The organism is Arthrobacter sp. SPT-J7, assembly GCF_059089965.1.
The window spans coordinates 1-6,290 of record NZ_JBNHFF010000191.1; the positions used below are offsets into that span (position 1 = coordinate 1).

General features: G+C 64.2%; 7 protein-coding genes and 1 pseudogene. 2 read left to right on the top strand and 6 right to left on the bottom strand.

Annotated elements, in window-relative coordinates; translation table 11 throughout:
* From AC5RWX_RS28900 to AC5RWX_RS28920, 5 genes and pseudogenes are all read right to left on the bottom strand, one after another.
* Positions 1-241: aldo/keto reductase (locus AC5RWX_RS28900; RefSeq protein WP_494099676.1), on the bottom strand; the 241-nt coding region annotated here is incomplete at its 3' end.
* 32 nt (positions 242-273) lie between these two features.
* Positions 274-1,362, bottom strand: a pseudogene (locus AC5RWX_RS28905) (rhamnogalacturonan lyase family protein); the annotation flags it as partial.
* A 144-nt stretch (positions 1,363-1,506) separates the two neighbouring features.
* Positions 1,507-2,535, bottom strand: a complete 1,029-nt coding sequence (locus tag AC5RWX_RS28910; protein WP_494099677.1) for an SDR family oxidoreductase — start codon at positions 2,533-2,535, stop codon at positions 1,507-1,509.
* Complete coding sequence (locus tag AC5RWX_RS28915; protein WP_494099678.1) at positions 2,529-3,500, bottom strand: aldo/keto reductase; 972 nt, start codon at positions 3,498-3,500, stop codon at positions 2,529-2,531. The genes AC5RWX_RS28910 and AC5RWX_RS28915 overlap by 7 nt, the downstream gene beginning before the upstream one ends.
* A gap of 68 nt (positions 3,501-3,568) precedes the next feature.
* Positions 3,569-4,390 (bottom strand): aldo/keto reductase, encoded by an 822-nt coding sequence (locus AC5RWX_RS28920; protein ID WP_494099679.1) that lies wholly within the window; start codon positions 4,388-4,390, stop codon positions 3,569-3,571.
* 195 nt (positions 4,391-4,585) lie between these two features.
* On the opposite strand from AC5RWX_RS28920, the gene AC5RWX_RS28925 reads away from it, so the two are divergent.
* Positions 4,586-5,491, top strand: coding sequence for a helix-turn-helix domain-containing protein (locus AC5RWX_RS28925; protein WP_494099680.1), 906 nt, complete (start codon positions 4,586-4,588; stop codon positions 5,489-5,491).
* A 132-nt stretch (positions 5,492-5,623) separates the two neighbouring features.
* Positions 5,624-5,842: a hypothetical protein gene (locus tag AC5RWX_RS28930; RefSeq protein WP_458780774.1), complete on the top strand. Its 219-nt coding sequence runs from the start codon at positions 5,624-5,626 to the stop codon at positions 5,840-5,842.
* A 76-nt stretch (positions 5,843-5,918) separates the two neighbouring features.
* Here AC5RWX_RS28930 and AC5RWX_RS28935 read toward each other — a convergent pair whose 3' ends face one another.
* Positions 5,919-6,131 (bottom strand): dodecin, encoded by a 213-nt coding sequence (locus AC5RWX_RS28935; protein WP_307096974.1) that lies wholly within the window; start codon positions 6,129-6,131, stop codon positions 5,919-5,921.
* Positions 6,132-6,290 lie beyond the last annotated feature (159 nt).

Sequence of the window (6,290 nt, forward strand, 5' to 3'; positions counted from 1 at the left end):
ACTGGCCATCAACCTTGGTGGTGATGAACAACTCCTCCCGATCCAAGCCGCTGGCCCGGATGCCGTTGCCCACGCCCCGTTCGTTGCCGTACTTCACGGCAGTATCGATGTGCCTGTACCCGGCTTCCAAGGCCTGTACGACGGCAGTGGCCGCCTGGTCGTCGTCCAGCGGCCAGGTGCCGAGACCTACCTGCGGAATGGAGTAGCCGTCATTGAGTTTGATCAGCGGTGCAAGTGTCATTGCAACAGTCTCTCCCTTATGCCGTGCCCGTCCTAGCCCCCAAAGGCCCGCAGGATGTTTTCGGCGTTGTACGTCAGGGCCGCGCGTGCGGTGTCGGATACCTTGTCCGGGCTCTTCTGCTGGCCCAGGAAGTCGACGAAGCGCCGCAGTCCCTGCGCGGCCTTGGCGGCGTCGCCGTCCTCAACCGCCTTCGCCGCATGCTGGACGCTGGCCGTCAGCTGGCTGCCTACCGGACCTGCTACCTCCCCTGACTCCACCAGGTCTTCCAGTACGTGCTGCAGCGCCTTCACGCTGCCCGGCAGCCATGCCGCCCGCAGAGGCACCTCCGCGAAGTCCATGTCGGAGGCGAGGTAGAAGTCCGTGTAGGCCGGCTGGTTGTAGGCGGTGTTCTGCCGGGCAACTTCTGCGCGGTACTGCGGATCGTGCATCAGCGTGTAGAGCTTGTGGTTTGTCACCTCGGTGCTGAGGTACATCCGCAGGGCCGAGCTGTCCGCTGTCCTTACCAGCAGTTCCTCCCGCCAGTCACCTACCACGTCAGCCACCAGGCTCGGGTTGCCCTTGGTGTCGTTGTTGGTGCGGGTGTCTGTGGCAGTGAGGAGCCGGCCGCGCTTCCAGTCGTGGATCGAGGGCGTCTGTTCCCTGGAGCCGTTGATGAGCTGGGTGGTCATGTCCGCGGCCCACTTGATGTTCATGTTGGTGCCGGATCCCGTGGAGCCGAGCTTGCGGCCATCAGCCGACTGCATGCCGATAGCCCAGTTCTCGATGCCCGGAACGGTCTTGTCCACGTCGCCGATTATGCCGCGGCCGGTGTCCCTGCCGGAGTAGGCGCCGAACAGGACCTCGCCGGTGGCGGCGTCGCGCATCGCGTAGCCGTAGGGGGCATAGGTGCCGCCCTCGTGCACGCTGAAGATCTCCTTGCCGGGGCGGGCGGGGTCGATGTCGGTGACGTGCATGGCGTCGCCGTGACCCAGTCGGGCTTCCTCCCCGGGGGAGACGCTTCCGGCCGGCATCGTAGCGAAGGAGCTGTAGAGGAGCGACCCGTCGTCGTCGATGGTGGCGGAGCCGTAGACAATTTCCTGCTTGCCGTCACCGTCCACGTCCGAGGCGCTGAGGGAGTGGAATCAATTTCGGTGGGAAAACGCTTCCTCAGTAACCTAGTGGCGGGTGATGGGTTAAACGAAACCTTGCGGCGCGCTTGGAAAGCCGCTCTTCAGAACGTTGTAGAGGCCCCGCCCGGAAGGAGCCGGGCGAGGCCTCTTAGAGCGTCAGGCGCCTCGGCGGGCCCAGTGCGTCAACCGGTCACTCAGGTCCATGAACTGCTGGTCTACAACCTGCATCCCGGGATTGGCGTCGTACCAGTCCACGATTTCCCGGGTTCCGTCAGCAAACGGGATAGTGGCGCAGTAATCAGGTACCAGGGACTTGATCTTGGTGTTGTCGAAAATCACCGAGTGGGAGCGGTCGCCCAGCAGGTTGGGACCAAGTTCGTCACTATGCGCTGCGATGGTTTCAGAAGCCACGTGCACCAACTCCGGCTCCGGCACGCCTGCCGCCCGGGCAAACAGTTGGTAAATCTGGTTCCAGGGCAGGTACTCGTCAGAGGTGATGGTGTAGCTCTCGCCGATGGCTTGGGGCCGGCACAGCAGCCCCACGAAAGCCTTCGCGAAGTCCCTGCTGTGGGTGAGCGTCCAGAGGGACGTGCCGTCGCCATGCACCAGGACAGGCAGACCGGCGCGCATTCGGTGGATGTCAGTCCAGCCGCCCACCATGGCAATCTTGGTGCGGTCGTAGGTGTGCGACGGGCGCACCACGGTGAGCGGGAAGTCCTGCTCGCGGTAAGCCTCGAAAAACAGTTCCTCGCAGGCAATCTTGTCCCGCGAGTACTGCCAGAACGGATTCTTCAGCGGCGTCGACTCGCGGATCGGCAGCCGGGTTGGCGGCTTCTGGTACGCGGACGCGGAGCTGATGAACACATACTGGCCGGCACGTCCGGCGAACAGGTCGAGGCTGGCCTTGGCTTGGTCCGGCTTGTAGGAGATGAAGTCTGCGACAGCATCGAACTCCCGTCCCGCCAGCGCTTCCCGGACTGCGGAGACGTCCCGAACGTCCGCACGCAAAGTCTCCACCCCTTCCGGGACCGGCCTCGTGGACCGGCCCCGGTTGAGGATTGTCAGCCGGTGCCCCAGTGCGACGGCGCGTTCCGCCGCCGTCGCACTGATGACCCCGGTGCCGCCGATGAAAAGGATGCTCCTCGGCGCCACCGTATCGGCTTCGCGAACGAGTGGGTTCACCACGCGTAGTCTTCCGGTGCCGTCCGGTGGCCGGGAAAGATATCGTCGAGGCGCTTGAGCGCATCGGCGTCCAGAGTGACGTCCAAAGCGCGGACGGCGGCGTCGAGCTGTTCCTGGGTCCTCGGTCCGATGATGGGCGCCGTAACGGCGGGCTGGTGCAGGAGCCAGGCGAGGGCGACGTCGCCGGGCTCCTGGCCCAGTTCCTCCGCGAAGTCCTCGTACTGCTGGATCTGGTCCTGGTGCTTTTTCAGGGTCTCGGCTGCCCGGCCCTCAGTCCGCCGGACGCCCTGCCGTTCCTTCTTAAGCACCCCGCCCAGGAGTCCGCCCTGCAGCGGCGACCAGGGGATGAGCCCCAGCCCGTACTGCTGGGCCGCCGGAATGACTTCCAGTTCCACCTGGCGCATGAAAAGGTTGTAGATGGATTGCTCGCTGACCAGGCCCGTGTAGTTGCGCCGCCGCGCTGCCTCCTGCGCCTGGGCGATGTGCCAGCCTGCGAAGTTGCTGCTGCCCGAATACAGGATCTTGCCCTGCTGGACGGCTACTTCGATGGCCTGCCAGATCTCGTCCCAGGGGGTATCCCGGTCAATGTGGTGGAACTGGTAGATGTCGATGTAGTCCGTCTGCAGGCGCTTCAGGCTCGCATCCAGGGCGCGGCGGATGTTCAGCGCGGACAGCTTTGATTCGTTGGGCCGGTCCGTCATGGTTCCGTAAAGCTTGGTAGCCAGCACCGTGTGCTCGCGGCGCTCGCCGCCCTTTGCGAACCAACGGCCGATGATCTCTTCGGTCCAGCCGCGGTGCCCTGCTCCGCCATACACGTTGGCCGTGTCAAAGAAGTTGATGCCGTGGTCCAGGGCGGAGTCCATGATGCCGTGGGCGTCAGGCTCCTCCGTCTGCGGGCCGAAATTCATGGTGCCCAGGCAAAGCCGGGAGACTTTCAGGCCGGAGCGGCCCAGATGGGTGTACTGCATTGGTGAATCCTTTCGTGGCAGAGCCTGTCGGGGGCCTGGCTGCAGCTGGTTGGGCCACAGCTGGGCGGCTACATCTGGGTGAACGAGGCGACGGCGGGATCCGACCCTTGGCGCGCTTCGGACTCAAGCGTGGTGATGGCTGCAAGCTCCTCATTCGAAAGGGTAATGGCCGAGGCCCCGAAGTTTTCCCGGATCCGGGCAGGCTGGCTGGACTTGGGAATCACGATGTTTCCGGCCGCCAACTGCCAGGCGAGCACCACCTGGGCGGTGGTGGCATTATGGGCGCTGGCAATGGCTGTCACGGCATCACCATTCAGGTCGGCGCCCCGTCCCAGCGGGCTGTAGGCTTCCACCGCGATGCCCAGGCTCCGGCACTTGTCCGCCAGTTCAGCCTGCTGGTAGCTGGGGTGGAGCTCGATCTGGTTCACGGCCGGGACAATTTCCGCGGACTCCAGCAGGTCGTCCAAGTGGTCGGCAAGGAAGTTGGACACCCCGATGGCACGGATCTGGTTGTTTTCGTAAAGCCGCTCCATCTCCTTCCAGGCCTGGACATACAGGCCCTGCGATGGAACCGGCCAGTGGATGAGGTACAGGTCAACATAGTCCAGGCCCAGTGCCAAACGACTGTTCTGGAACGCTTCCTGTGCCCGGTCCTGCTCGCCGTTCCGGAGCTTGGTGGTCACAAAGATGTCCTCGCGGGGAATGCCTGTGGCCGCGATCGCAGCTCCCACGCCGGCCTCGTTGCGGTAGGCGGCAGCGGTGTCAATGTGCCGGTATCCCGCCTCGAACGCGTCCTCAACAGTCCGCTGGGTGTCTTCCGGCGGTACCTGGAAAACACCGAACCCAAGCTGGGGAATGGTGACGCCGTTGTTCAGTGTCAGCTCTGACATAGTGGGCTCCTTGAAAGATGCGGGGGTGGGTGCCGGTGGCTCGACGCCGAGAAAGCGGTTTCCGCTGGTTCGTTACTGAGCCTATGCAGTTTTGGCCCCGATGTCAGTAAGCAAGCCTGATCTTGTTTTTCCTAGGACTGCCAGTCCTACCTTCGTTGTAGAAGATGCTGGACGGCGCGGGTCACAATGGTCTGCATGGGTCAAAGCGCCGAGTTCGGAAAATTCCTCAAAGCCATGCGGTCCCGGCTGAGCCCTGAGGACGCCGGGGCTGGGCCCACTTCCGGAGCTCGCAGGGTGCCAGGACTTCGGCGGGAGGAAGTGGCAATGCTTGCGGGAGTGAGCACCGATTACTACGTCCGCCTGGAACAGGGCCGGAACATCCACCCATCCCGCACGGTGCTGGACGCCGTGTCCCGGGCGCTCCGCCTCAGCAGCAGCGAACATGAGCACATGATGGATCTGTTGGAGAACTGCGCTGCGAACCCGCGGCCAGCCGGGCAGGCCACGCAGGCGGTCCGCCCGGGCCTTCGCCACCTCCTGGAAGCTGTGGGAGACGTGCCGGCAATGGTGCTGGGGCGCCGGAGCGACGTACTGGCCGGGAACCGGTTGGCCTTCCTGCTCTTCACCGATTTTCCGGCGCTCCCGGTGGCGGAAAGGAACCTGACCCGCTGGCTCATCCTCGATCCCGCTGCCCGGAAGCTGTTCCGCGACTGGAAGACGGTGGCTGCAGAGGCTGCCGGGGCCCTCCGCCTTGACGTTGGCCGGCACCCCAGCGATGCCCAGGCCAACCAGCTGGTGGGTGAACTGGCGGTCAACAGCGAGCATTTCCGGCAATGGTGGGCGGGGCACAGAGTGGCCACCAGGTCCGCAGGGACCGTCCGCCTGCACCATCCCGCCGTTGGGGACCTGGAATTGAACTTTGAGAACCTTGTCCTCCCGGAGGACGCCGACCAGACGCTCAGGATCTATTCCGCCCGGCCCGGGTCGCCGTCGGCCGATGCCCTTGCCTTGCTGGGCAGCCTCGGCGCTGTGGCGAACGCGGAGCAGCCTCGCCATTCCGTAGCGGATGCCGCGGCAACCGTTGCCGAAGGCGGCGACTAGCGCTGCCTGTGCCGCTGCCGCTGTACGGTTGGCCAGCTGAAGGGACGGATTCTGGCCACGAGCCCATTGGGCGGGAGATGAAGCCTTCCTAGGCTGGAAGAACAAGTTCTTACTTCAAGGATGGTCTCAAAGATGAAACGCATCGCCCTGCTTAAGGAACGCCAGGCTGCTGCCGCCGTTGGTGCTCCCTCTACCGCTACCGGTTCGCACTGCCCGGTGTCCGGCCTCTGGAGCCCGGACCACGATCCGCACACGGTCCTGTCCTTCTTCGAAGGCCACGTGTTCCCGGCGTTCGACGGCGTCCCCACCGTGTGGCGGCGGCGCTCAGCAGGTGCCGTTTCAGCGAATTAGCCTTTCGTCACAGCAAAACTGGCCCGCAGTGAACGTCCCCAAAACGGGTGTTGACTGCGGGCCAGCTGTGCTGGGACTAGTGTTCCTCGAGCCGGAAACCGAGTTTGATGGTGACCTGCCAGTCAGCGACCTTGCCCTCCTCCAGGTGGCCACGGATCTCCTTGACCTCGAACCAGTCAAGGTTCCGCAGGGTTTGGGATGCCTTGGCGATTCCGTTCCGGACGGCGTCGTCCACTCCCTGATCCGACGTGCCGACAATTTCAGAAATGCTGTACGTGTGGTTGGACAACTTCGCTCCTCGTGATTGCCTTGGGGCTCCCGGTTGCGGGCCGTTCTTGAAGACTAGTAGGACTTCAAGAACGTTGACCAGCCCTTATCCGGATGTTCCGGGGAGAATGATTGCCCCTCCGGCGCGCTGGACCAGCGGTTACTTCGCCTCGAGCACCAG